The following is a 24621-nucleotide window of genomic DNA, read 5'->3' as shown; positions in this document are numbered from 1 at the left end:
AAAATCTACCATTATCAAAACCGCTCTTGCCATCATGCTGCTTTTATTGCCAAGACGCAGTAGCTCCAAATCATCTAAAAATCATGATACATCTGATTGATACGCACACGCATTTTGATGTGCCTGAGTATGCTGCCGAGCGTGCGATTTATGCGGAGCGTGCATTCATCTCTGGGGTGCGCCACCTTTTGTTGATCGGCACTTTGGCAAAGCATTTTGACCAAATGACCTTGGTGCGTGATGAGCTGACAAACCATCAATGCACGCCCCAAGCGCATCTTGCTTTTGGGCTGCACCCTTTATTTATCAAAGAGCAGCGCCATCAAGACCTTGAAACTCTTGAAAGCTACATCAAAAACCACCAGCCGATAGCCATCGGTGAGATTGGACTGGATACTTATCCAGATGAATTGAAAAACGACATTAATCTCATCGCCAAACAAGAGGTATTTTTTGTTGAGCAGGTCAAGCTTGCCAAGGCTTATGATTTGCCGATTTTATTGCACATTCGCAAGCGACACACTGATGTGATGCGAGTGCTGCGCCGTTATGATTATAAAGCTGATGAACTTGGTGGTATTGCGCACAGTTTTAGCGGTGGCGAGCAAGAGGCGTTGGCATTTGCCAAAATGGGCTTTAAACTTGGTATTACAGGGCAAATCACCAACCCCAATGCCAAAAAACTACGCCGTGCCGTGATGGCGGTGTTTAAAAAGTATGGTGTGTCGGCATTTGTCATTGAGACGGACTGCCCTGACATGATGCCGATGAACTGTCAGCACTTGGGGCGATTGAATGAGCCTGCCAATCTGATTCATGTGCTTGATGAGCTGTCTTGTCTTTTTGATATGGATAAAGAAGTTTTGGCAAGAAAATTGTGGCAAAATAGCAACGAGGCGCTTTGCCAATCGTGGAATTATGATGAGTGAGAATGTGATGATGCGTCGTTTTACGGGCACTCGCACGCTGTATGGTGCCGATTTTGAGAAGTTTGCCAAGGCGCATGTGTATGTCATTGGTGTGGGCGGTGTCGGTTCTTGGGCGGCTGAGGGCTTGGCTCGTACGGGTGTGGGCAAGATGACGCTGGTGGATCTGGATGTCTTGGTGGAAAGTAACATCAATCGACAGCTGCCAGCGCTCGACACTACGCTTGGCGAATCTAAGATTGAGGCGATGGCGGCTAGGCTTAGCCAAATCAACCCGCACATGACATTAAATCTGGTGGATGATTTTTTGACCAAAGATAATGTTGGGCAGATTTTACCATCAAAAGATGAAGTGCAGCGTTTGGGTGAGCAGGGCATTAAGGTGGTGGTGCTTGACTGCGTGGACGACATGAACGCCAAATTTGCCATCAGTTTGCATTGCCGATTTAATAAGATTAAGCTTGTCATCTCAGGCGGTGCGGGTGGAAAAGTGGATCCGACACAGATTCAGGTGGCAGATCTTAAAGATGTCATTCAAGATCCTTTGCTTGCCAAGCTGCGTACTCGCTTAAAAGAAAAGGGCATCAGTCAGAACAAAAAAGGCAAATTTGGCATGAAATGTGTCTATTCGACCGAGCAGCTAAAAATGGCAACGGCGTGTGAGAGCGGGCTGAACTGCGGCGGCTACGGTTCGGCGGTGGTGGTGACGAGTGTCGTGGGTATGGTCATGGCGTCAGAATGTTTGGCGATGATTGCCAAATGATGGATGTCAAATTTAAAAAGCATAATAAAAAAAGCAGAGGTGAAATCATATCCACCTCTGCTTTTTGATGAAATCACTGCTTGCGATTAAGCTTTGTTGATTTTGGTCATCGCCTTTTCGTAAAATTCGTTGAATTTTTCTTTGGCAGTATTGACAAATTCACTGTCGGCTTGCTCATCGATCATGTCGCTGATTTTGGCAAACAGCTCTTTGGTTTTAGATTTTTGGTAAACTGGCAATTTTGCACAGATGTCAGCGACTTTGGCACGGACTTCTGCCAGCACTTTTTCATCGCCACGAGCGTCCAATACATCGCAGATCCAGTTTGCCAAATCCACACATTCTGTCTCGGTAAAGCCACGAGTGGTGACGGCAGGCGTACCGATACGAATGCCACTGGTTACAAATGGCGATTTTGGATCGTTTGGCACGGAGTTTTTGTTTACGGTGATGTGTGCATCGCCAAGCCATTTGTCCGCTTCTTTGCCGGTGATTTCTTGCTTGATTAGGCTGATGAGCATCAGGTGGTTTTCGGTACCGCCAGAGACGACATCGTAGCCACGAGTTTGAATGACTTGTGCCATTGCTTTGGCATTTTTGACGACCTGTTGTTGGTAGGTCTTAAACTCATCGCTCATCGCTTCTTTAAAGCACACGGCTTTGGCGGCGATGGCGTGCATGAGCGGACCACCTTGCGTGCCAGGGAATACGGCTGAGTTCAGTTTTTTCTCAACTTCTTCGTTGGCACGAGCCAGAATCAGACCTGAGCGAGGACCACGCAAGGTTTTGTGGGTGGTGGTGGTAACCACATCGGCAAACGGCACTGGGTTTGGATAGACGCCAGCCGCCACAAGACCTGCCACATGAGCCATATCAACAAACAGATAAGCACCGACGCTGTCTGCGATTTCACGGAATTTTTGCCAATCCATCACTTGACTATAAGCAGAAAAGCCTGCGATGATCATCTTTGGCTTATGCTCTTGGGCAAGGCGAGCCACTTCGTTATAGTCAATCATGCCATTGTCATCAATGCCATAATGCACGGCGTTGTAAGTTTTGCCAGAGAATGACACGCTGGCTCCGTGCGTCAAATGACCACCGTGAGCTAGGCTCATGCCCATGACGGTGTCGCCTGCTTCTAGTAGGGCAAGATACACGGCGGCGTTGGCGTTACTGCCTGAGTGCGGCTGAACATTGGCATAATCTGCACCGAATAGCGCTTTGGCACGGTCAATGGCGATTTGTTCGATGACATCGACATGCTCGCAGCCGCCATAGTAGCGCTTGCCTGGGTAGCCTTCGGCATATTTGTTGGTAAGGTTTGAGCCTTGGGCTGCCATCACCGCAGGTGAGCAGTAGTTTTCTGAGGCGATAAGCTCAATGTGATCTTCTTGACGGCGACCTTCGGCGTCGATGGCGGCGGCGATGTCTGGGTCGTAAGCGTGCAATGAAATGTCTTTGAACATGGGGTTACCTTAAACTAAAATGGATGGAATAAAAACCTTTGTAGTGTACCACAAACCGCCTGATCTTTGGCGGATATTTTTGCGAATTTTTTGAGATTTTTCATGACAGCACTGCTACAAATTCGTGCGAAAACTGCTCTTCAATCAAAAGTACTCTGCCTTGCCAATCATAAATGCTACGCCGACCCCATTGCCCATCTTGACAAAAAATCCGCCGAGTGCAGGGCAGGGTACGGTGTTTTTTAAACATCACATAGCCGATGGGCGTGCCGTGCAGATGGCGTAGGCGTTTGGCATTTCCTGTCAGGCTTTCGATGGGAAAAATGCTTTTGGCACGCACCCATGCGCCTTTTTTAGCCCCTTTATCATCGCCAACTTTGCCATCGCCAAACAGCTCCACTTCTCGCACCCACGCCACCAATGGGCGATGAACGGGCAAACCGAGCGATTTTTTTTGTTGAAAATCAAGTGCCTGCCAGCCTTCTTTGATGACTTTTACGCACAAAGGCTGACCTGCTTTGACTTCTAATAATGCGGTCAAAGAGCCTTGTGTGGTCAGATAGGGCAGTAGAGTGTTTGGTGGTGTTGCCATGATGATGGGGTGATTGTTGTTGGTGATTTTGTTAATGGATTTTTGCAAGTGGTTTTGTCAGGGATTTTAGCACATAAAGTGGCGATAAGGTCTTAAAAAGCAGATGATTTTTTAAAAATTTGGGATAATTTGTTACAATTTGATGGGAGGTTGAGAAAATTTTTATGGTGATTTTTGCGGTAATTTTGTATTTTATGGGGTAAATAAAGATGAGAAATTGTCTTTATTTTCATGGGGTTAATGGTGGTTTTTATGTTTAAATCATCAAGATTTTTAATGGTAATTAAGTAATCATTTATTTAAAAAATATCGAACATTATGCCTTGCTATTGGATAAATGCCAAAGTTTTGGGTATGCTGTATCTCAAATCACAGGCAGCCAGACGGTTGCAGATTTTGGGGTGCAGCAAGGTGCTACACCAGTAATGATACACCAACATGGAATCTAGGAGACTATCATGACTTATCAATCAGCACTCGAACATGTTCGTTCTGTTAAGGAAAAATTAGGCGGTACTTGGGACGCCATCCGCCCAGAAGATGCGGCTCGCATGATTGTTCAAAACCGTTTTAAAACTGGTCTGGACATCGCCAAATACACCGCTGCCATCATGCGTCGTGACATGGCTGAATACGACGCTGACAACTCAAAATACACTCAATCACTAGGCTGCTGGCACGGTTTCATCGCTCAGCAAAAAATGATCGCCAACAAAAAATACTTCGGCACCACAAACAAACGCTACATCTACCTATCAGGCTGGATGGTTGCCGCTCTTCGTTCTGAGTTTGGTCCGCTGCCTGACCAATCTATGCACGAAAAAACTTCTGTGCCAAAATTGATCGAAGAAATCTACACTTTCCTTCGTCAAGCTGACGCAAAAGAATTGAACGACCTATTCCGTGCAATGCAAAAAGCTGAAGCGGCTGGCGATACAGCAAAAGTAAAAGAAATCGAAGCTCAAATCGACAACTTCGAAACTCATGTTGTGCCAATCATTGCTGACATTGACGCAGGTTTTGGTAATGAAGAAGCAACTTACCTACTAACCAAGCAAATGATTGAGGCTGGTGCGTGTGCGATCCAAATCGAAAACCAAGTATCTGACGCTAAGCAATGTGGTCACCAAGCGGGCAAAGTTACCGTACCACACGAAGACTTCCTAGCCAAAATCAACGCTGTGCGTTATGCCTTCTTAGAGCTTGGCGTGGACGAAGGTGTCATCGTTGCTCGTACCGACTCAGAAGGTGCTGACCTAACTCAAAAAATCCCTGTATCTCGTGAACCAGGCGATCTAGCGAGCAAATACATCAGCTACCTAGAAACTACCGAGATTGACATCGCGGACGCCAAAGAAGACGAAATCCTAATCAAGCGTAACGGCAAGCTACATCGCCCAACTCGCCTAGCGTCTGGCTTGTATCAGTTCCGTGAAGGCACTCAGCATGACCGTGTGGTACTAGACTGCGTAACTTCGCTACAAAATGGTGCGGACATGATTTGGATCGAAACGCCAACGCCAGATGTGGCTGGTATCGCAAGTTTCGTCAACGACATCAAAAAACAAGTACCAAACGCAAAACTTGTTTATAACAACTCGCCATCATTCAACTGGACGATCAACTTCCGTCAGCAAGCGTATGACCGCTGGGTAGCTGAAGGTAAAGATGTTTCTGGTTACGAGCGTGACAAGTTAATGGATGCCAAATATGACGGTTCTGAGCTTGCCAATGACGCAGACGAGAAAATCCGTACATTCCAAGCGGATGCGGCTCGTGAAGCGGGTGTATTCCATCACCTAATCACCTTGCCAACTTACCATACCGCAGCGCTATCTACGCACGAGCTTGCTAAGGGCTACTTCGGTGATGAAGGTATGCTTGCTTATGTGGCTGGCGTACAGCGTAAAGAAATCCGTGGTGGCATCGCTTGCGTGAAACACCAAGCAATGGCAGGTTCGGACATCGGCGATGATCACAAAGAAATCTTCTCTGGTGAAAACGCTCTAAAAGCTGGTGATGCGACTAAGAACACCATGAACCAATTTGGCGGTTAATGTCAATTCTCCCAAAATGATAATGCGTAAGGTGCGTAGCACGCACCGCTAGGAAAAATGTGGCGTACCTTATGTAAAAATTTATCAAAACGGTGTTTTGGCTTGTCCTTGACACCGTTTTGTCTATCATTGGTGCGTGAGACACACCTGACAACCACCCCTGTTATTTAAATTTTAAGGATAAAATTATGGCTACCCAACGCATTCAAAAAGGCTCTCTTGCCATTGACAAAATCTTATTCGACTTTATTGAAAATGAAGCCCTGCCAGTTGCAGGACTTGACAGCGACACTTATTGGAAAAATTTTGAACAAGTGGTGCTTGATTTAACACCAAAGAACAAGGCACTGCTTGCTCGCCGTGATGAATTGCAAGCCCAAATTGACAACTGGCACAAAAACAACGCCTATGAGCTGGGTGCGTATAAAGCGTTTTTGACCGAAATCGGCTATCTTGAGCCAGAAGTGGCTGATTTTAGCATTGAAACCCAAAATGTCGATGATGAAATCGCCACCATCGCAGGGGCTCAATTGGTTGTGCCTGTACGAAATGCCCGCTACGCCCTAAATGCCGCTAACGCTCGTTGGGGTTCGCTCTATGACGCTTTGTATGGTTTTGATGTTATCAGCGAAGAAAACGGTGCTGAAAAAGGCAAGGGTTATAACCCTGTCCGTGGGGCGAAAGTCATTGAATTTGCAAAAAATTTCCTTGATGAAACTTTCCCGCTTGTGGGCGGCTCGCACGCTGATGTGGAAATTTATCAAATTGATAATGGCAAATTATCGGCTAAAATTGGCGACAAAGTGGTAACTTTGCAAAACGCTGAAAAACTGGCAGGCTTTAACGGCACAGCAGACAATCCAACAGAAATTATCCTAAAAAACAATGGCTTGCACGCCATCATCGAGATTGATCGTGAGCATTTGATTGGCAAAGATGACAAAGCTGGCGTCAAAGATGTGATTTTGGAAGCTGCCGTTACCACCATTCAAGACTTAGAGGACTCGGTCGCTGCCGTTGATGCCGAAGAGAAGGTAGAAGGCTATCGCAACTGGCTGGGTCTGATGAAAGGCGATTTGTCCGAAAACTTGGAAAAAAATGGCAAAACCATCACCCGTACGCTAAATGCCGACCGCACCTATACCGATTTGAATGGCAACAGCCAAACCCTACACGGTCGTTCGGTGATGCTACTTCGCAATGTGGGTCATTTGATGACCAACCCTGCGATTTTGGTGAATGGTGAAGAGATTTTTGAAGGCATTATGGATGCATTGATCACGCCAATGCTGACTGCCATCGACATTCGTGGCGAAAATTCACTTCGCAATTCTCGCACAGGCTCAATGTACATTGTTAAGCCAAAAATGCACGGCTCTGATGAAGTGGCGTTTGCGGTAGAGTTGTTTGGTCGTGCCGAAGAAGCCATCGGTCTGCCTGCCAACTCGGTCAAAATGGGCATTATGGATGAAGAAAAACGCACTTCGACAAACCTTAAAAACTGTATCGCACAGGCAAAAGACCGTACCATCTTTATCAATACAGGCTTTATGGACAGAACGGGCGATGAGATTCACACCGCCATGCAGGCAGGGGCATTTGTGCGAAAAGGTGAGATTAAGGGTCAAACTTGGTTTAACGCCTACGAAAAACGCAATGTCGGCATTGGTCTTGCGACTGGTCTTTTGGGCAAGGCTCAAATTGGTAAAGGTATGTGGCCAAAACCTGACGAATTAGCCGAAATGTACCGCACTAAAATCGAACACCCACAAGCAGGAGCAAGCTGTGCGTGGGTACCAAGCCCGAATGGTGCGACCATTCACGCCATTCACTACCATCAGTGTAATGTGGCAAACCGCCAAACCGAAATCAAGTCAGAGCAAATGCCAAGCATTGATGATCTGCTGACCATTCCGCTAGCAAGCGATACCAATTGGTCTGATGAAGACAAGCAAAAAGAGCTGGATAACAACTGCCAAGGTATTTTGGGCTATGTCGTGCGTTGGGTGGATTTGGGCGTAGGCTGTTCAAAAGTGCCTGATATTAACAATGTTGGCTTGATGGAAGACCGTGCAACCTTGCGTATCTCAAGCCAGCACATCGCCAACTGGCTGGCTCACGGCATTGTGAGTGAAGAGCAAGTGTGGGAAACGCTAAAACGCATGGCAAAAGTCGTGGACGAGCAAAACGCATCTGACCCTGCCTATCGTCCGATGAGTGCCGACTTTGACAACAACATTGCCTTCCATGCGGCGGCTGATCTTATCTTTAAGGGAGCGACCGAGCCGTCTGGCTACACCGAGCCACTACTGCATAAGGCGCGCTTGAAGCTAAAAGGCTATCAAGGCGATTGATTGGTGTTGATTGACTTTAAAAACCCCAAAGTTTTTGGCTTTGGGGTTTTTGTTTTGTGGTAGAATGGGTGGTTTTTTGATTTTAAAAAGAAGTTTATCATGTCAATCACCCTTTTAGACGGTGGCATGAGCCGTGAACTCATGCGCAAAAACGCCCCTTTTCGTCAGCCTGAGTGGTCGGCCTTATCCTTGTATGAGGCGCCGCATTTGGTGCAGGCGGTGCACGAAGATTTTATCCGTGCAGGCGCACAGGTCATCACCACCAACAGCTATGCCGTCGTACCTTTTCATATCGGTGATGAGCGATTCGCCAAAGATGGCAAGCGCTTGGCAGATCTGGCAGGACAGCTTGCCAAAAACGCTGCCATCAATACAGGCACCGCCGCCAAAGTCGCAGGATCGCTGCCACCTTTATTTGGCTCGTATCGCGCCGATCTGATTCGATCTGATGAATTTGCGATGATCGCAGGACCACTCATCGAAGGGCTGTCGCCTTATGTTGATATTTGGCTTCTTGAGACCCAAAGCAGCGTCATCGAGCCTACAAGCATCAAGCCTTTATTGCCCGTGGACGGTCGCCCTGTTTGGGTGTCGTTTACGCTCATCGATGATGAGACGGTCGATGAGCCGAGCCTGCGCTCTGGTGAGTCTGTCAAATTGGCTGTAGAGCAAATGGCAGAGCTTGGCGTGCAGGCGATTTTGTTTAATTGCAGTCAGCCTGAGGTGATGAGCGATGCCATCGCCACCACCAAAGACACGCTTGACAGGCTTGGCGCTCGCGATATCCAAATCGGCGTCTATGCCAATGCCTTCGCGCCCCAAGCCAAAGATGCCGCTGCCAACGATGAGATTGATGAAGTGCGCGAAGATCTGGGTCCTGATGCTTATTTACAATGGGCAAAAAAATGGGCAGCACAAGGCGCTGACATCGTTGGCGGCTGCTGCGGCATTGGAGTGGAGCACATTCAAAAGATGGCCGAGCATCTTAAATAATTTAAGCTTAAGTCACTCAAGCAGCTTTGGGTTCGTTGGCCTATTTTTTATTAATAAAATCGCCCATCGCATTTTGCACATTAATCAATAAGGCATCCTATGTCACACAAAAAAATCGGTTTATTATCCCTGACCGCGCTCGTATTGAGCTCAATGATCGGCTCGGGGATTTTTAGCTTACCCCAAAACATGGCAGCAGTCGCAGGCGGTCAAGCCATCATGACAGGCTGGCTCATCACAGGCATTGGCATCATCTTTTTGGGCTTGTCGTTTTTCTTTATTTCAAGACTCAGACCCGACTTGGATGGCGGTATTTATACCTATGCCCGTGAAGGCTTTGGCGATATGGCAGGCTTTATGTCGGCGTGGGGCTATTGGCTGTGCGCCACCATTGGCATTGTCGGTTATTTGACGGTTGCTTTTGAGGGTTTGGGCGTCTTTACCGATGTTGGCGGCACGGTGATTTTTGGTCAGGGCAATACTTTAGCCGCCTTTATCGGCTCATCGATCATCGTTTGGCTTGTGCACGCGCTCATCGCAGGCGGCATCAAGGAGGCGGCATTTGTCAATCTCATCGCCACTTTTGTCAAGATTGCGCCGCTCATTTTATTCATTGCCTTGGGGCTTTGGTATTTTGATTTCGGCACTTTTAAGGCGGACATGGCAGGCGCAAGTCTAAACAGCAGCATCTCCGATCAGGTCAAAAGCACCATGCTCATCACGCTGTGGGTTTTCACTGGTGTCGAAGGGGCAAGTGTGCTCTCTGCTCACGCCAAAAGACGCGCCGATGTTGGGCTTGCCACTGTGCTTGGGATTTTGATCGCGCTGGTGCTGTATGTGGCCATCACCATATTTTCATTGGGGATTTTGCCACGCGAGACCATCGCGGCGCTACCCAACCCTTCGATGGGCGCACTTTTGGATGCGATGATGGGTCCGACAGGTAAGGTCATCATCACCGCCTGTCTTATCGTCTCGGTTTTGGCATCTTATGTCAGCTGGACCATGTACTCTGCTGAGGTGCCTTATCGCGGCGCCAAAAACGGCGCCTTCCCCAAGATTTTGGACAAGCTAAACGCCAATGGCACGCCCATTCATTCGCTGTGGTTCACAGGGCTTGTCGTGCAGCTGTGCTTGGTTTTGGTGTTTATTTTTGAACAAAGCTATAATACGCTTTTGCTCATCTCCACATCGATGATTTTGATTCCTTATTTTTTGATTGGTGCGTATTTATTCAAACTATCCATCACCACAAACGCCAAATGGTACATCAAGCTCACAGGCTTTATGGCGTCGATCTACGGGCTTTGGATTGTGTATGCCGCAGGTCTTGAGTATCTGTTATTATCGGTGGTGCTGTACATTCCTGGTATGGCGATTTATTTGTATTCCAATCATCAGCATCATGGCAGACTGACATTGAGCAGCTACGAAAAAGCGGTCTTGGGCGTGCTGTTTTTGTTATTTATTTATGCTGTGGTTAAATTGCCGAGCTTGCTTGGTTTGTGATTTGGTGATTTTTTGATTTTGAGCCTTGTGGGATTTGTGTAACCTTGGGTGATTTGGGTTGTGACGACTGTCGTTGATGGTTATAATGGCAGCTCTATTGATAACTTTATTGACAATGTCAGGTGATGTTATGAAAAAACTTTTTGTTTTATCGTTATTGGCGTTGGCAGTTACAGGCTGCACCAACACGCAAACGGACAATCAGCCAGCCGCCAAGTCTGCCGCTGTGACCACCACTGCACCAGCACCACAGGCTGATTTTCGCTTTAGCCACGAAGAAAATGTGGACATCGCCAATCCAAACAAGCTGTCTTGGCGTGTGTTTTATGACAAGCCGTCCACAGGTCCTGATGCCGCTTGGTTTGATGCGGTCAAAAAAGGCGATTTGGCAACGGTCAAATATATGGTGGAGAACGGTCAAAACCTAGAAGCCAAAGATGTTGGCAGCCTTGAACAGACGGCTCTGGGCTGGGCGGCGTTCATCGGCTATGAAGACATGGTGGATTATCTGATTGAGCAGGGCGCAAGCCTGCACGCCACCGACAAAGGCGATGTGTATAATGTGATGAAATCGGCGGTTTTGGGTAAAAATACCAACATCGTCAAAAAAGTCCACACCCTACTAAACGCCGAGAAGCCTGTGGATCTCAACGATCAAACCGTAGAAGATGACCGTGAGACGCTACTCATCGTCGCCGCCAGCAACAACCGCCTAGAAACCACCCAATATCTCATCGACCAAGGGGCGAATGTCAATCTGGTCTCAACCAAAGATCACAGTGCAATGTCGTTTGCTTGTGCCAACGGACACAGCGAGATGGTTGCTTTGCTTGCCAAACATGGCGCGGTCAATCATCGCACAGGCAAGGCTAATTGTCAGTGATTGATGGTTTTTAAGCTGATTAAAACCACTTAAAATCCAATCAAACAAACCCTAAAATCGTGATGGTTTTGGGGTTTTTGTTTTAACAACATTTAACACTCACAACTTCGCCAGCCACAAATTCACCCCAAAGCCAATAAACAAACAGCCCACGCCAAGCATTGCAAGCGTCATGATCATCGGACGAGAGCTGAAAATGTCGGCAAGTTTTTTGCCACTAAAAATCAGCAAAGTCAAATATAAAAAACTGACAATTTGCAGAATGACCGCTAATACAAAAAAGGTCAAAAACGGCTTATCATAATCAGGGCGGACAAATTGCACAAAAAAAGATAAGAAAAACAAAATTGCCTTAGGATTGGTCAGGCTAAGCGAAAGTGAGCGATAAAAATAATTTTGCTTGGCGACAGCAGGTGGTGTGTAGCTTTTGCCTGCGATGGCGTGGCGGTTTTTGAAAGTTTGATACGCTCCCATCATCAGTCGCACACCGATGTACGCCAAATAACACCCACCGATAAGTTTGATGCCATCAAAAATTGCAGGATATATTTTTAGCAAGGTGCCAGCCCCCAAGACGGTGGCGAGCATTAAAAGACTGTCGCCCACCAAAATCCCAAGCATCGCCCACGCCCCTGCCTTTTTGCCTTGCCCTGCTGAGACGGATAGGCAGTACAAGCTGTTTGGACCAGGCAGCAGAATGATGATGAGTACGCCAATCAGATAAGCGGTTAAATCGGTGATGCCGAACATAGATGACCTTGATTTGTGCTGTTTTTGTGTTAAGTGGTGTTGTTTGGTGTGTGACGATAATAATTTTCAAGCGCAGGGACGATTTGGCGTTTGCGGCTGACCACGCCAGATAGTGTAAATACACCGTCATCACTGGCTTTGGCGTTAAAGGCTTGGGCGATGATGGTATTTTGAGCGTCATCGTAAGCAAGAGCATAGCCAGTTTTTGTCCCAATGTCGGCAATGGCAATCATCAGATGGTCAAGGTTTTTGTCGGATTTTAGGGTGTTTGCCATGACCGACAGTTCATCACGGCGTGCCAAAACCTGCTCACTGTTTAAGGTTTCAATCCCTGCAATGCCCCATTTGTGTCCGCAAAAATCATACTCTTTATAATCCATCAGTAGAATTTGCCGAGCGTCTAGATGGCTGATGTCGCTTTTTGCCATGAACATGGCGTGGGCAAATTTATCTTTGTCATCGTGTGATAAGCCAATGATTTTTAATAAATTTTCCACAACTTGCCTGTCGTCATTGGTGGTGGTAGGGCTGGTGAGATTGAGCGTGTCGGAGATGATGGCAGACAGCATGAGCATGGCAAGCGATGGCGGTATGGCGATGGCTTTTTGGGCGAACATTTCATACAAAATCGTGCAAGTACAGCCCACAGGCGAGATGCGAACATAGGCGGTGTGCGGCGTGGCAAGGTTGATTTTGTGGTGGTCAATGACAAAACAAATGTCAAAGTCGCCGACATTGGCGATGGATTGGCTACTTTCGTTGTGGTCGGTCAGTCCGATTTTGTCGCCATGTTGGAGCGTGGCGAGCGGATTGTTTGGGTCAAGATAGGGCAAAAGCTGACTCGGTGTGTCGGCAAAGTCCTTGGTAAAATGAGCAAACAAATGGCGAATGACGAACGCCGTTTCAAGGTTGGGTTCGCCCAGACGATAAGCGATGGCATTGATATGCTGAGCGTTTAGCCAATACGCCAGCGCAAATGCCGAAGCAAATGCGTCTGTGTCGGGGCTTGTGTGTCCAAAAATGTGGTGCATAAGTTTTGACCGATAAATGAGCTGTGATGATGGTTATGATGGGCGATAGTTGGTTGGGTCTTTGGCGCTGTCTGTTTGGGCAGGCGTGGCAAAAAATGCCGCCTGCACCTGCTCTTTGGCTGTTTGATAATAAGCAAAAGCCGACACACAAGTGCGGTGCAAATCCCCTTGCCAGCTTGGGATTTGGCTTTTCATGCGAGCAAAGCGATTTGGCACATCGGGCATGGTCTTGGCAAATTCTACCGCCAATAGAGCATCTTCACGGCTGTTGCACACCAGTGCCATGTCGCACCCAGCGTCAATGGCGGATTTGACACGCATACTAACATCGCCTGCCACATGAGCGGCTTTCATGGACAAATCGTCCGAGAACAGCACGCCATCGTAGCCCAATTGCTCACGCAAAATGTCTTGTAGCCACACTTTTGAAAAGCCAGCAGGCTTGTCGTCAATTTGACTAAAAATCACATGAGCAGGCATGAGTGCGGAGAGTCTGGCAAGATTTTGTTTGAAGCTTATCAAGTCGCACGCCATGATTTCATCAAAGCTGCGATGGTCAATGGCATCAGAAACATGAGAATCTGGGGCGATAGAGCCATGTCCAGGAAAATGCTTGCCAGTGGCTTTCATGCCAGCGTCATTCATGCCGTCAATAAAGCGTGCCGACAAGATGGTAACGATGTTTGGGTCGGCGTGAAAGGCTCGATCGCCAATCACAAGGCTACAACCATCAATGTCAAGCACAGGGGCAAAGCTAATATCCACGCCCACCGCCAGCACTTCGCACGCCATCAGATAGCCTGTATCGTAGGCAAGCTGGCAGGCTTTTTGTGGATTGTCGTCATACAGCTCGCCCAGTCGTCCCATCGCAGGCAAAGGCGAAAATCCTGTGCGAAATCTTGCCACTCGTCCGCCTTCTTGGTCGGAGGCGATGATGAGCGTAGGGCTGATTTGTCGCATTTGGTCGGTGAGCGCGCGTACTTGCTCGGGGGTTTGTACATTGCGGGCAAATAAAATCACACCACCGATGGCGTCATTTGCCAAAAATGCCTTGTCGGCGTCGCTCAGGGTTGTCCCTGCCACATCCGCCATGATGATACCAGTTGCCATATTTTTCCTGTTTTTTACTAATAAATTGAAAATATTGCTTATTATGCCATGATTTTTGGCAAATGTATCCATCCAAAGAAATTTACTCACAAAAACCATCACACAAGAAAGATGGAATGTGCTAACATAATGCGAATTTTTCTTAACTTCGACAGTAAGGATGAGCAATGAAACAGCAATTTTTGTGGTCGAGCTTGGCGACAGCGATCGTCGGGGTGGCGTTGGCGCAAAGCATCAGCACGGTGGCGGTGGCAGCTGACAAACAGGGTTTTGAGCCGAGCGTTGAACAAAAAGTCACCGCCCGTCAGGTGTCGCTGCTGCTTGACCGTGCCCACTATCTAAAACAGCCCCTAGATCGTGAGATGGGCAAAAAAATCCTAGAAACTTATTTTGACAATCTGGACGCATCACGCACGCTGCTTTTGCAGTCGGATGTCGATGAGTTTATGGCAAAATATGGCGACACTTTTGCCGAGCGTTTAAAGCGTGGTGATCTGAGTGCAGGAATTGAGATTTTTGAGCGTTATCGCACTCGTGCCAACGAATACTACGACACCGCCAAGCAAATGCTGGCTCATGAGGTCGATTTGCGTACCGATCAGAGTATCGTGCTGGATCGTGAAGAGGCGCCCCGTTTTAAAGATAAGGCAGAACAGCTACAATATTGGCAAAATCAGACCACAGACGCGCTCATCAGCATCACGCTCAATCAAGAGGGCGACAAGGCAAAAGACCAAGCATTTTTGGACAACCCTGAGCTTGCCAAAGGTCAAGATTTGGTCAAAGGTGAAAATCGCACGCCCAATGAGATTTTGACCAATCGTATCGACCGCCAGCAAAAACAGCTTGCTCGCCTAAAAGATGACGAAATCATGGAGGGTATTTTAAATGCCGCCATGATGACTTATGATCCGCACAGCAATTATTTTGCGCCTGTGCAGGCGAACGAAATGCAGATCATGTCTAATTTGCAACTAGAAGGCATCGGCGTATCCATTCGCCCTGACCGCAAAAACCCTGACTACACTCGCATCATCAGTCTGGTCGATGGCGGACCTGCCCAAAAAACAGGGCAGGTGCGTGCCAATGACCTGATCATTGGTGTGGCGCAGGAAGATGGCAAGATGGTCGATACCATCGGGTTTAGCACACGCGAGATTGTCGCCTTGATTCGTGGACCTAAGGGAACTTCTGTCACCATCAGAGTCAAGCAGCCCAATACGCCAGACAGCGCTGCTCGCAATGTCACCATCGTGCGTGATGTGGTCAAGCAGGACGAATCTGGCGTGCAGCACCGAGTGATCGAAGTGCCTTATGAAGGCAGTATCAAGCGTGTGGGCGTGATTGAGATTCCAAGTTTTTATTTGAATTTTAAAGCTCGTCGCAGTGGTGCTGATGTTGATGATTATCGCTCGGTGAGCCTTGATACCGAGAAAGCCCTAAATGCCTTAAATGCGCAAAACATCGACGGTCTGGTGGTTGATCTGCGAAACAACCCGGGCGGCTCGCTGGATGAAGTGGCGAAAATGCTAGGATTGTTCATTAAAGAAGGTCCTGTGGTGCAGATCCGTGACAACCGTGGCAATGTCCAGATTTATGCCGACAAAGATGGCGGCGAGCAGTTGTATGCAGGCGAGATGGCGGTGCTTATCAACCTAGGCTCGGCGTCTGCGTCTGAGATTTTTTCGGCGGCGATCCAAGACTATGGGCGTGGCTTGGTGGTGGGCAGTACCACGACGGGCAAGGGCTCAGCGCAGTCACAGCGAGATGATTTGGCGCTTGGTTCAGCGACCATTACTCAGCGTAAATTTTATCGTGTTAATGGCGGCAGCACCCAAAACAAGGGTGTTGTGCCTGACATTGAGCTGGTGAATATTTATGAAGGCATCGAATTTGGCGAACGAGAATACAAAAACCCTTTGGAGTGGGATACCATCGCCAGTGCGGACTTTATGGCAGAAGGCAAATACAGCCAAGATTTGCTTGCCAGATTGTCGCAGATTTCCAAAGAGCGCCAAGCCAATGACGCACAGTTTACTTACCTAAAAGAACTGAACGCCATCCGTGCGCTTGATGACGACAAAAAACCTTCGGCGGTCAATATCGATCAGCGCCGTGCTAAAAACCAAGAGATTGAAAATCGCACTTTGGCAGCCGAGAATGCTCGCCGTCAAGCGATGGGTGAGGCGCCTTATACCAGCTGGGCGACCTACCAAGCCAGCCAAGATGCACTTGCCGAGGAGCGTGGCGCAATGAAAGAAAGCTTGCGACCAAAGCTGCCAGAGAGCGAGGCTTATGTCTTGGAGGCGGCACGCTTGATGTTTGATGCCAAGCGTTAGGCAGCCCACCTAAAAAAAGCCGTCTTTGTGACGGCTTTTTTGTTGGGTGTTTGGGGCTTGATGAAGGTGTGGGGGCAGATTCAGTCCGCCGTTAAAAGAGTGGTTTTCAACGAAGGGTTAAACCCAACCTATATAACTGAGGTCAGCAGGGTAAATTGTAATTTGCCATACGGACAATCTGCATACACCAAATTGACATGTATCATCAACTGACAAAAGTAAAGCAGCGCCGTCTTTGTAATTTTTGGATTTATTACCCATCTTTTTGACTGGTCTTTGCTTTGAGTGGTAGAGCGACCAAAAAGCGAGTTTTGCCTTGATAGGTATCGGTGCGGATTTGCCCTGCGTGCGCCTCGACGATCTGCGAGACGAGCGACAGACCCAATCCTGAGCCTTTTTTCTCTTGTTTTAGACGCACAAAGGGACTAAAAATGTCCTCTCGCTTATCCTCTGGAATGCCACTGCCTTGGTCGATGACCGCAAGCACGGCAAAGGCAGGCTCTTTGGGCGTGTCATCCTTTTGTCGTGAAAAGCTCAGCAGTGGTTTTTTGGATTTTTTGGGTGTGCCATCATTGATGGTAAGTGGTGCGTCCATCAGGCTGGCTGGAATGCTGCCAATGCTTGCTGTATCCATCGCCTCATAGACATACACTTCGATGGGCGGTATGCCGTGAATCATGGCGTTATTGAGCAGATTTCGCACCAAATGCGTCAAAAGCTTTGGTTGGGCGGTCATCATGACCGATTCGGCAAATAGCGTCACCTCCGAGTAGTGCTGACACTCAGCACGCACCAAGTCGTACAGATCCACCTGCTCGGCAGACTCCAAGGCGTGCCCAGCGTCCAGACGGCTGACGAGCAAGATGCTTTCCACCAAGTCGTTTAATCCTGTCAAATCACGGTTGATGGCGGCGGCGCGCTTGTCAAATTTTGCCTTGTCGTCATCGCCCAATTTGCCTGCCAGCATGTCCATCATCTCAATCTGTAAGCGAATGCGTGTGATGGGCGTGCGAAACTCGTGACTGGCATGGGCAAGCAGAAGGTTGTTGGCATTGATGAGTTGCTCGATTTTTTGGGCGGACTGGTTAAAGCCATAGGCGAGGGCGGCGATTTCATCATTGCCTTGCTCGCTGACTCGCACGCTAAAATCACCATCGCCCAGCTTGACCATCTGCTGACTCATTTGGTTGATGCGCCAAGTGATGTTGTGGGCGATCCACCAAAGCACTGCCGACATGATAAGCACAAGCAGTAGCGTACCTGTAAATAGATTGAGCAGCGCAGAAAAAGGACGCTCTGGCGGTGGCGTGCGACTTTCGTACCACAGTCGATAGCCTGCGGCATTGGTCAGTGTGACATGGTGGTGCGCAGGCGAGAACACGCCGGGGATGACGGCATCTAGCCATGATCTGTCATCGATGATCTTAGGTGGTAAAGCACTGTCTTCGGTCTGCAAAATCAGCTCGCCATTGGGGGCGTACAGACCGATTTTGGCATTGAGGCTTTCATCAAAGATGTCAAAACTGCGCTTAACCACCGCCAAGATGAATCTGGCTCTAAGTAGCTCGTTTTGTTTGCTGAGCGTCTCGGCTTCTGTGATCAGCGGGTTGACCTGCGTCATGATCTGCTCAGCCACCGCACGAGAACGCATGCCGTCTGAGTTGTTATGCACCAGCTGAGCAAGCAGCACCATGGCGATGGCAAAAGCAATGATCGCCAAAAAGACGCTCACAAACAGCTGAGCAAATACCGAGTTGGGTCCAAGCCGAGTTTTCATAAGCTGCGCCAATCTTTACAATCAAAACCTAAAATAAAAGCCAAAAAACAAAAAGACCATCAGGACGATGGTCTTTTGCTGTCAGATCACACTTGGTCGGTGGCAAATTGGTAGCCAACGCCACGCACGGTGATGATGCGTTTTGGTTGGCGAGGATTGTCTTCAATCAATGCTCTTAGGCGTGAAATATGCACATCGATGGCACGATCAATGTTCTCAGAGCTGTCGTCATTTGGCATGGCTTGCCAGAGCTGCTCACGGTTTAGCACCTTGCCTGCGTGTGTGGCAAAGTAGTGCAGTAGTTGGAATTGGTGTGTGGTCAGACGGACAATCTTATCATCGATGGTGACTTCATGACTGTCTGGAAATACCGTCAAGCGCCCAAAGGTCAGACTGCCAGAGTGCAAATCGGCTTGGTTTGGCGTCTCGTGGCGGCGCAATACGGCACGAATGCGAGCCAACAGCTCACGAGGCTCAAAGGGCTTGGAGATGTAGTCATCTGCGCCCATTTCAAGACCCAGCACACGGTCGGTGGTGTCACCCTTGGCGGTGAGCATGACGATTGGCACTTTGTTGATTTGTGGGTTTTTGGCGCTACGGACTTTTTGACAAACTTGCATGCCGTCCATGTCAGGCAGCATCAAGTCAAGCACGATGAGGCTGATGTCTCGCTCTTTGGCGTCCAAAAGATCAAGCCCAGCCTGACCTGTGGCGGCATGATGCACTTCATAATAGTTCATCGACAGATATTCACTGACCAGCTCCGCCAAATCTGGATCGTCTTCAATAAGTAGGATTTGTTTGTTCATGGTTATTGTCCTAAAAGTTTTAAATGTCAATAAAAAATAAGTATGCTATATCTTGCCAATGTTTATAGATATTAGCAAGTGTTAAATTGTAGCCAATTTTGAATTTTTATGGATTTTGCGTAATTTTTCCAAGAATTGTGCAAAAAATCCACCGTTTTTGGCGATTGACTGTAACAATTTTGCCGTATCAGTCGATGATGACCTGCTTGCCATCGGCATTTTTGGGCAGGGTGGTCAGTACGATCAGGCTGTCGTCGGTGATGCCTGAGACCAAAAAGCGGCGTGTGGTGGGCTGATATTCGATGACATGAATGGGCGCGAGCTGTAAGTGTGCGTTTTGCTTGACAACCCAAGCGCTCGCAGTGATGGGTGCTGATGGCTTGTGTGGCGGCACATACAGTGCGCTTAGATCCAGTGGGTTTAGGTCATCCCCCATGATGGCATAGTCTGGCAGCAGCGCACCGACTTCAATTTGCCCGTATTCGATGACACCTTTGACCAGCTGACCTGTACGCAGGGCTTGTAGATTGTCCTTTTTGGGTGGAATTTGCACCTGCACATCAAGATATTCAAAGCTTGTGTGGTCGATGGTGGCATTGGTGACCTGACCGCCAAAGGTGTTGCCTTCGATGGTCAGCTCAACACTGTTGCCAATCTGGATGTGTGGTTTTAGGTAGCTTGGCAGGCGGCTGACAAATTGATATTTTGACTCATCTGACAGATAAAACAGAGGGGCATTTTCTTTGTCATCACCGTCAATCACTTCGCTGATGACGCCAGCGTGTGGGGCGGTTAGCGGTGTCGGTGTGCCTGTGTGAGTGGCAGTCATGATGGCAATGGGCTGATCTTTTTCGACCACCTCGCCTGCTTTGACGAGCATTTCTTTGACGGCGGTGCCATCAGGCGGGTAAATTGGTGTGTGCAAAATGGGCTTGATGACCCCTTCTAGCGAAAAGCTGGGCTGATAGCGTGCGGTCTTGACGGAGGTCAGCTGTGATTTATCCAGCATGACGGTGTCGCCTTCGATGATGGCAGGCGCGCGGCTGACTTCGTCTTTGAGTTTTTGGTCTCGCTTGGTGATGAACGAATCTTCTCGCTGGTCAATTTTATCACTCAAAGCATCGGTTGCAGACGAGACGGGATCGCAGCCAAGCAGAGCAAGGATTGTCGTGCTATACAGACCAATTTTTGCCATCGCTGATTTTGTAAGTAACATAAATAATAATTACCTTTTTTTGCCTTGCCTTGATGCTTGATTTTTATTGGTGTGATTTACTTGATTTAATTGCTCATTTGTCGCTTTATGATGGACAAACCTAAAATTTAAGGGTTGATCTTGGCTTGCCGAGTCGTTGCTTGGATTTGTATGTAATTTAAAAGGTGATTTCTACAAATAAATACAAAAATAAGGTGGTTGGCAGGTTTATATGGTAATTATTATCATTACTAACAAAATCACAAACAAAAACCTATGGATTTTTTGTGCCAATCCGCTACACTTGTTTTTATTTTATCATCTACTGACATCGTCGTCAAAAATCTGACTTTGGAGACTTTTATGAGTGCTGCACAGCCAATCCACAAATACACGCTTGCCGTGCGTATCTTTCACTGGGTGGGTGCGCTGCTCATCTTGGCGGCATTCATCGCCATCAATTTGGGCGACGAGTACATCGGTCTGCATAAGTCGATTGGCGCAAGTTTTTTGATTTGGACGATTTTGCGCATCATCACTCGTGTCGCCACCAAAGCGCCAGCCCCTTTGTCAGCCCCAGCTTGGCAGACGGCGATTGCGCACTTGACGCACCTAGCTTTATATGTGGCGATGCTTGCCATGCCGCTGACAGGCATGCTGATGTCGATGTATGGCGGTCGTGGCGTGAGCGTGTTTGGGCTGTTTGAGATGCCGATGCTGGTCGGGGTAGATGCAGACATGGCAAGACTCATGAATGCTTGGCACACCGACTTTGTCTGGACGGCGATGTGGCTGCTCATCGTGCTGCACATTGGCGCTGCCTTGTATCATCAGTTTGTCGTCAAGGACAATATTCTTGCCAGAATGCGTTAAGCATAGGTTTAAAACTCCGTCCATTGGGCGGAGTTTTTATTGGGCAAAGGGTTTGAAAAAATGGCAAATGCTTAAAATATTTAAAAAACTTAAAAAAGAAAAAGCACCCAAATCATTGAGTGCTTTTTTAAATATGGTGGCGTGGGGCAGGATCGAACTGCCGACACACGGATTTTCAATCCGTTGCTCTCCCGACTGAGCTACCGCGCCGTTGATTAGCTTTGCTGGCTAAGTGGTGCGTATTATATACGAATTTTTGAACTTTGCAAGTGTTTTTTGCAAAAAAATTTAAAATTTTTGAAAGTTTTTTGATTTTTTGCCAAAATTCCCCAAAAAAAGGCAGTTTTGGGGTATGATAAAGGCAATTTTACTGATTGGAATGAGCGATGTTTGACAAAAAAGCGTTGGTATTTGACAAAAAAACACTGGCAGGCGTGCAGGCTTTTGTGGCGGAGCGGTTGATGGCGGATTTTGAGGCGGTGTTTGACCAAGTGCATTTGCCAAAGCCACTAGATGAGGCGACTCGTTATGCGGTGGCAGGCGGTGGCAAACGAGTGCGACCACTGCTGGTGCTCGCGACTTTTTTGGCGGTGGGTGGCGATGATGAGCGTCTGGACGATGTTCGCCGTGCCATGCTTGCCATTGAGATGGTGCATTGTTATTCTTTGGTGCATGATGATTTGCCGTGCATGGACGATGACGAGCTGCGCCGTGGCAAGCCCACTTGTCATGTGGTCTATGGCGAGGCGGCGGCGATGTTGGTGGGCGATGTCTTGCAGTCGCTTGCCTTTGAGGTGCTGGGCGAGGATTTTTCTGGGTTTGGGGCGATTGATGATGCGGTGTTTGCCAAATTGACCAAACTGCTTGCCGTCAATGCCAGACGCATGGTGGCGGGTCAGCAGGCGGATTTAAATGGCGAACAAAAATCCCTAACGCAAGATGAGTTGGAGGGCATTCACGCCGACAAAACAGGGGCGTTGATTGAGGCGTGTGTGCTGATGGGGGCGGTGTGTGCCAAAGCTGATGGCGAGGCGCTGGCTCGTTTGGGTCGTTATGCCAAGCTCATTGGGCTTGCCTATCAGGTGCAAGATGATGTGCTGGATGTGGTGGCGGACACGGCAACGCTTGGCAAGATGGCAGGCAGTGATGAAAAATTGGACAAATCCACTTATGTCAAGCTCTTGGGCGTAGAAAAAGCCCGTGCCTATGCGGACGAGCTGTTTGGGCAGGCAAGGGAGCAGGTGGCAACTTTTGGCGAGCATAATCTGCTCTTGCAAATGGTGGATTGGCTACAAAAACGGGGGTATTAAAAACTGCCGTAAGTGGTGGGCTGAATGATAAGCTTGGCATGATTTTTGGATTTATTTGATGGTTTTGCCATTGATGATACGGTACAAGTATTGGCTTGATAAGATTTGGATGGACTGAGATTTTTTTTATGAATGGGTATGGACTTTGTAGGGATTTTGCGTTACATTACCTGTGCTTTGTTGTTGTGTAACAGAGTGTTTTTCATTCAGTGATATTTTCAAAAATAAGGATGATTTATGAAATTAACACCCACACCATTATTTGCAGGTTTGATGGCGAGTTGCCTTCTTTTGGCAGGCTGTGGCGATAAAGCTGCCACATCGGGTACAGGCGACACAAAATCAAGCACCAAGTCTAGTAATAAAATCGCTGATGTTGTCATTGTCAATGGCGCCGAGCCAGAGTCGCTTGATCCGCAAAAAGCCTCCGATATGTATTCTTTCTCCATTCATCGCCAGATGTTTTTGGGTTTGACTGCCTCCGATAAAGACGGCAAGACCGTCCCAGCGATGGCAAAACAATGGGAGAGTGCTGATGATAAGGTGTGGGTTTTTAAGCTGAGAAATGATGTCAAGTGGTCTGACGGCACACCTGTGACAGCGCACGACTTTGTGTTTGCGTTACAGCGATTGACCGACCCTGGCACCGCCTCGCCTTATGGTACTTATCTGGTGGATGCAAAAGTGGTAAATGCTCAAGCAATCAGTGAGGGTAAGGCTCAGCCAAGCACATTGGGCGTCAAGGCATTGGATGATTACACCCTTGAAATTACCACCACAGATCCTGTGCCTTATTTGGCGGATTTAATGCTTTTGCCTGCGACCTTTGCCACGCCAAAACAAGCCATTGAGCAACATGGCAATAAGTGGACAGACCCTGCCAATATCGTCGTCAATGGTGCGTACAAGCTTGATGACTGGAAAGTCAATGGGCATATCATCTTAAAACGCAACGAAAGCTATTTTGACAATGCAAATACCAAGATTGATAGTGTTGCGTTTTTGCCAGTAACTGCACAAGCAGCGATGTCTCGTTATAAGGCTGGCGAGGTGGATTTTTCTGGCGTGCCTGCCGAGATGTTTAAAGATTTGAAAGCGGAGCTGCCTGATGAAGTGGTGGTGACGCCGACACTATGCACCAGTTATCTTGAATACAACACCAAAAAAGCGCCGCTAGATGATGTGCGTGTGCGTACGGCGCTGTCGATGGCGCTGGATCGAGATTTGATCACCAAAGAGGTGCTTGGTCGTGGTGAGGAGTCAAGTTATCAGCTTACCCCGCATTACACCCAAGGCATGACGAAGGTGTTGCCAGACTGGGCAAGCCTTCCTATGGAAGAGCGTGCCAAGATGGCGAATGACCTGTTGGCGCAGGCTGGATACAGCCAGCAAAATCCTGCCAAGGTTGAGATTTTGTACAGCACCAGCGAGGGTGGTAAGCGCTTGACTTCGGCAATGTCGTCACTGTATAAGCAGTATCTGCCAAATGCGCAGATCTCAGTCATCAATCAAGAATGGAAAATGTTCCTTGATACGCGCCATCAGGGCAATTTCCAAATCTCTTTCCCTGCATGGTGCGCAGATTATAATGAGCCATCGACTTTCTTGAATCTGATGCGTACTGGCAATAGCAATAACACCAGTTTTTATAGCAATGCTGAGTACGACAGGCTGATGGACTCGACGCTGTCTGCTGGTGCGACCGATGAGAGTCGTCGTCAGGCTTATGTTGATGCTGAAAGATTGCTACAAAAAGATGCAGCCATCATGCCTGTATTTACTGCGGTCAGTCCAAGCCTGATTAAGACGCATTTAAAAGGCATCAGTCCAAATGATCCGCTTAAAAACTGGTATGTCAAAGATTGGGAAATCACCGAGTGA

18 protein-coding genes, 1 tRNA gene and 1 pseudogene are annotated in these 24621 nt (G+C 48.0%); 11 read left to right on the top strand and 9 right to left on the bottom strand.

Annotated elements, in window-relative coordinates:
• The first annotated feature begins 83 nt into the window (after positions 1-83).
• Together LU290_RS08555 and LU290_RS08550 are read left to right on the top strand one after the other, a co-directional pair.
• Positions 84-929, top strand: coding sequence for a TatD family hydrolase (locus LU290_RS08555; RefSeq protein WP_277808181.1), 846 nt, complete (start codon positions 84-86; stop codon positions 927-929).
• Positions 922-1689 carry a tRNA threonylcarbamoyladenosine dehydratase gene (locus LU290_RS08550; protein ID WP_277809596.1) on the top strand — a complete coding sequence of 256 codons (768 nt, stop codon included), beginning with the start codon at positions 922-924 and terminating at the stop codon, positions 1687-1689. Before LU290_RS08555 ends, LU290_RS08550 begins: the two co-directional genes overlap by 8 nt.
• 86 nt (positions 1690-1775) lie before the next feature.
• On the opposite strand, the gene glyA is transcribed toward LU290_RS08550, so the two are convergent.
• Positions 1776-3158 carry a serine hydroxymethyltransferase gene (gene glyA / locus LU290_RS08545; protein WP_277808180.1) on the bottom strand — a complete coding sequence of 461 codons (1383 nt, stop codon included), beginning with the start codon at positions 3156-3158 and terminating at the stop codon, positions 1776-1778.
• A gap of 100 nt (positions 3159-3258) precedes the next feature.
• Positions 3259-3798, bottom strand: a complete 540-nt coding sequence (locus LU290_RS08540) for a chorismate--pyruvate lyase family protein (protein ID WP_306417083.1) — start codon at positions 3796-3798, stop codon at positions 3259-3261.
• A gap of 407 nt (positions 3799-4205) precedes the next feature.
• On the opposite strand from LU290_RS08540, the gene LU290_RS08535 reads away from it, so the two are divergent.
• The 5 genes from LU290_RS08535 (at position 4206) to LU290_RS08515 (ending at position 11546) form a co-directional block, all read left to right on the top strand.
• Entirely contained in the window at positions 4206-5807 is a 1602-nt protein-coding gene (locus tag LU290_RS08535) for an isocitrate lyase (protein WP_277809594.1), read from the top strand.
• A gap of 188 nt (positions 5808-5995) precedes the next feature.
• Positions 5996-8161 (top strand): malate synthase G, encoded by a 2166-nt coding sequence (locus LU290_RS08530; protein ID WP_277808179.1) that lies wholly within the window; start codon positions 5996-5998, stop codon positions 8159-8161.
• A gap of 105 nt (positions 8162-8266) precedes the next feature.
• Complete coding sequence (locus tag LU290_RS08525; protein ID WP_277809593.1) at positions 8267-9154, top strand: homocysteine S-methyltransferase family protein; 888 nt, start codon at positions 8267-8269, stop codon at positions 9152-9154.
• Positions 9155-9253: 99 nt separating this feature from the next.
• Complete coding sequence (locus LU290_RS08520) at positions 9254-10663, top strand: basic amino acid/polyamine antiporter (RefSeq protein ID WP_277808178.1); 1410 nt, start codon at positions 9254-9256, stop codon at positions 10661-10663.
• Between the two features lie 130 nt (positions 10664-10793).
• Entirely contained in the window at positions 10794-11546 is a 753-nt protein-coding gene (locus LU290_RS08515) for an ankyrin repeat domain-containing protein (RefSeq protein WP_277808177.1), read from the top strand.
• Positions 11547-11645: 99 nt separating this feature from the next.
• On the opposite strand, the gene leuE is transcribed toward LU290_RS08515, so the two are convergent.
• Genes leuE through nagZ form a run of 3 tightly spaced genes read right to left on the bottom strand, consistent with a single transcriptional unit; the run spans position 11646 to position 14437 of the window.
• Entirely contained in the window at positions 11646-12296 is a 651-nt protein-coding gene (gene leuE / locus LU290_RS08510) for a leucine efflux protein LeuE (protein ID WP_277808176.1), read from the bottom strand.
• Between the two features lie 29 nt (positions 12297-12325).
• A complete protein-coding gene (locus tag LU290_RS08505) occupies positions 12326-13327 on the bottom strand; it encodes a manganese-dependent inorganic pyrophosphatase (RefSeq protein ID WP_277808175.1) in 1002 nt (333 codons plus the stop codon).
• A 33-nt stretch (positions 13328-13360) separates the two neighbouring features.
• A complete protein-coding gene (gene nagZ / locus LU290_RS08500; RefSeq protein ID WP_277808174.1) occupies positions 13361-14437 on the bottom strand; it encodes a beta-N-acetylhexosaminidase in 1077 nt (358 codons plus the stop codon).
• Between the two features lie 167 nt (positions 14438-14604).
• Between nagZ and LU290_RS08495 the strand changes: the two genes are divergently transcribed.
• A complete protein-coding gene (locus tag LU290_RS08495; protein ID WP_277808173.1) occupies positions 14605-16776 on the top strand; it encodes a carboxy terminal-processing peptidase in 2172 nt (723 codons plus the stop codon).
• A gap of 253 nt (positions 16777-17029) precedes the next feature.
• Here LU290_RS08495 and LU290_RS08490 read toward each other — a convergent pair whose 3' ends face one another.
• The 3 genes from LU290_RS08490 to LU290_RS08480 all read right to left on the bottom strand — a co-directional run bounded on the left by LU290_RS08490 (position 17030) and on the right by LU290_RS08480 (position 20578).
• Positions 17030-18553, bottom strand: coding sequence for a sensor histidine kinase (locus LU290_RS08490; RefSeq protein WP_277808172.1), 1524 nt, complete (start codon positions 18551-18553; stop codon positions 17030-17032).
• 86 nt (positions 18554-18639) lie between these two features.
• Entirely contained in the window at positions 18640-19362 is a 723-nt protein-coding gene (locus LU290_RS08485) for a response regulator transcription factor (RefSeq protein WP_277808171.1), read from the bottom strand.
• A 187-nt stretch (positions 19363-19549) separates the two neighbouring features.
• A complete protein-coding gene (locus tag LU290_RS08480; protein WP_277808170.1) occupies positions 19550-20578 on the bottom strand; it encodes a biotin/lipoyl-containing protein in 1029 nt (342 codons plus the stop codon).
• Positions 20579-20833: 255 nt separating this feature from the next.
• Here LU290_RS08480 and LU290_RS08475 point away from each other — a divergent pair, with 255 nt between their 5' ends.
• Positions 20834-21430 carry a cytochrome b gene (locus LU290_RS08475; RefSeq protein ID WP_277808169.1) on the top strand — a complete coding sequence of 199 codons (597 nt, stop codon included), beginning with the start codon at positions 20834-20836 and terminating at the stop codon, positions 21428-21430.
• A gap of 134 nt (positions 21431-21564) precedes the next feature.
• Here the strand turns inward: LU290_RS08475 and LU290_RS08470 are convergent.
• Positions 21565-21640: transfer RNA gene (locus tag LU290_RS08470), tRNA-Phe, on the bottom strand.
• A gap of 176 nt (positions 21641-21816) precedes the next feature.
• Here LU290_RS08470 and LU290_RS08465 point away from each other — a divergent pair.
• Together LU290_RS08465 and LU290_RS08460 are read left to right on the top strand one after the other, a co-directional pair.
• On the top strand, positions 21817-22740 hold the full coding sequence (locus LU290_RS08465; RefSeq protein WP_277808168.1) for a polyprenyl synthetase family protein: 924 nt from the start codon (positions 21817-21819) through the stop codon (positions 22738-22740).
• 237 nt (positions 22741-22977) lie between these two features.
• Positions 22978-24375 (top strand): annotated as a pseudogene (locus tag LU290_RS08460) (ABC transporter substrate-binding protein); the annotation flags it as partial.
• Between the last annotated feature and the right edge of the window lie 246 nt (positions 24376-24621).

This window comes from Moraxella nasibovis (assembly GCF_029581575.1).
In the GTDB taxonomy this organism is placed as follows: Bacteria; Pseudomonadota; Gammaproteobacteria; order Pseudomonadales; family Moraxellaceae; genus Moraxella; species Moraxella nasibovis.
The sequence above is the reverse complement of the archived record's forward strand: the minus strand, read 5'-3'. Positions and strand labels throughout refer to the sequence as shown.

Coding starts and splice junctions, on each gene's coding strand:
- LU290_RS08555 (WP_277808181.1), top strand. CDS start 84: ATGATACATCTGATTGATACGCACACGCATTTTGATGTGCCTGAGTAT.
- LU290_RS08550 (WP_277809596.1), top strand. CDS start 922: ATGAGTGAGAATGTGATGATGCGTCGTTTTACGGGCACTCGCACGCTG.
- glyA (WP_277808180.1), bottom strand. CDS start 3,158: ATGTTCAAAGACATTTCATTGCACGCTTACGACCCAGACATCGCCGCC.
- LU290_RS08530 (WP_277808179.1), top strand. CDS start 5,996: ATGGCTACCCAACGCATTCAAAAAGGCTCTCTTGCCATTGACAAAATC.
- LU290_RS08520 (WP_277808178.1), top strand. CDS start 9,254: ATGTCACACAAAAAAATCGGTTTATTATCCCTGACCGCGCTCGTATTG.
- LU290_RS08515 (WP_277808177.1), top strand. CDS start 10,794: ATGAAAAAACTTTTTGTTTTATCGTTATTGGCGTTGGCAGTTACAGGC.
- leuE (WP_277808176.1), bottom strand. CDS start 12,296: ATGTTCGGCATCACCGATTTAACCGCTTATCTGATTGGCGTACTCATC.
- LU290_RS08505 (WP_277808175.1), bottom strand. CDS start 13,327: ATGCACCACATTTTTGGACACACAAGCCCCGACACAGACGCATTTGCT.
- nagZ (WP_277808174.1), bottom strand. CDS start 14,437: ATGGCAACTGGTATCATCATGGCGGATGTGGCAGGGACAACCCTGAGC.
- LU290_RS08495 (WP_277808173.1), top strand. CDS start 14,605: ATGAAACAGCAATTTTTGTGGTCGAGCTTGGCGACAGCGATCGTCGGG.
- LU290_RS08490 (WP_277808172.1), bottom strand. CDS start 18,553: ATGAAAACTCGGCTTGGACCCAACTCGGTATTTGCTCAGCTGTTTGTG.
- LU290_RS08485 (WP_277808171.1), bottom strand. CDS start 19,362: ATGAACAAACAAATCCTACTTATTGAAGACGATCCAGATTTGGCGGAG.
- LU290_RS08480 (WP_277808170.1), bottom strand. CDS start 20,578: ATGTTACTTACAAAATCAGCGATGGCAAAAATTGGTCTGTATAGCACG.
- LU290_RS08475 (WP_277808169.1), top strand. CDS start 20,834: ATGGATTTTTTGTGCCAATCCGCTACACTTGTTTTTATTTTATCATCT.
- LU290_RS08465 (WP_277808168.1), top strand. CDS start 21,817: ATGTTTGACAAAAAAGCGTTGGTATTTGACAAAAAAACACTGGCAGGC.